The 1,511-nt window shown below is 75.0% G+C and carries 1 protein-coding gene; it reads right to left on the reverse strand.

Annotation, left to right across the window (positions count from 1 at the left end):
* Positions 1 to 1,511 (reverse strand): AMP-binding protein (locus PSH25_RS28885; protein ID WP_238662037.1); only part of this gene is annotated, 1,511 nt, incomplete at both ends.

The raw sequence follows: 1,511 nt of genomic DNA on the forward strand, positions 1-1,511 counted from the left end.
GCGCGGCGGCCAGGTCGGGGCCGGGGGTGCGCTCGTCCGGGCCGAGCAGGCGCAGCGTCGCGCCCACGGTGAACGCGGTGACCAGGTCGGACAGTGACACGTCGAAGCTGGTCGAGTGGAACTGGAGGACCCGGTCGTCGGCGCGGACACCGATCAGCCGGGCCTGCGCCTCGGCGAGGTTGCCCAGCCCGCGATGGGTGCCGACGACGCCTTTGGGCAGCCCGGTCGAGCCGGACGTGTAGATCAGGTAGGCGGCGGCGTCCGGGTGGACGGTTTCCGGCAGCGGGCCGGTGGCGGGCGGCAGCGGCTCGTCGAGTCGCAGCAGCGGGACGTCGCTGGCGGGCAGCGCGAGCTGCGCGTCGGCCCCGGTGAGCACCAGGGCGGCGTCGGAGTCGGTGAGCAGGTAGGCCAGCCGGGCCGCCGGCAACTGTGGATCCAGGGGCAGGTAGACCGCGCTGGCCCGAAGCGTGGCGAGCAGGGCGACCACCCAGTCCGGGCCGGCGGGCAGGCAGACCCCGACAGTGGTCTCGGACCGTACCCCCCGGGCCACCAGGGCGTGGGCCAGCCGGTCCGCCCGCACGTCCAGCTCCCGGTAGGTAAGCGTCTGTTCGCGGTACGCCACGGCGATCGCGTCGGGGCGGGCGACGGCCTGCCGGGTCACCAACTCGGGAAGGAACGGCTGCGGTGCCGACGCGGTGGCGGTGGCGGCCCACCGGTCGACCAGGTCCCGACCGGCGTCCGGGCGCAGCAGCGGCAACCCGGCGACCGGGGTGTCCGGGTCGGCGAGGGCGGCGGTGAGCAGCGTGGCGAGTTGGTCGGCGAGCCCGCGGGCGGTGGCCTCGTCGAAGAGCCGGGTCCGGTACTCGATCCGCCCGTCGATCCGACCCTCGTACGGGATGACGGTCAGCGTCAGGTCGAACATGGAGGTGCCGGTGTGTGTCTCGCCGCTGGCCAGCACGGTGACCCCGGGCAGCGTCAGGCGCTGCTCCCAGCCGTCCTCCACGGCGAACATCACCTGGGCGAGCGGGTGGCGGCCGGGGTCGCGGACCGGTCGGATCTCCTGCACCAGCGCGTCGAAGGGCACCGGGTCGGTCAGCGCGGTCAGCGCCGTGTCACGCAGCTGGTCCAGCAGCTCGGCGAAGGTCAGCTCCCCGTCGACCCGGCTGCGCAGCACCAGCGTGTTGACGAAGAAGCCGACGGCCGTCTCGCTGTCGAGGGTCTGCCGGTTCGCCACCGGGGTGGCGAGCAACAGGTCCGGCTGTTGGCTGTGCCGGTGCAGCAGCGCCGCCCAGGCCGCCGCGAAGATCATGTACGGGGTGGCGCCGGTGCGCCGGCCCGCCTCGGCGACCCGGTCGGCCAGCTCTGGCGGCCAGGAGAACTCGATCTCGTGGCCGGCGTCCTCCAGGTCCGCCGGTCGGGGCCGGTCGGTGGGCAGGTCCAGTCCCGGCGGCGCACCCGCGAGGGCGTCGCGCCACCAGCCCAACCGCCGGGCCAGCTCGGCCGGGGCCAGC

Origin of the sequence: Micromonospora foliorum (assembly GCF_022229015.1) — a bacterium.
Classification (GTDB): domain Bacteria; phylum Actinomycetota; class Actinomycetes; order Mycobacteriales; family Micromonosporaceae; genus Micromonospora; species Micromonospora foliorum.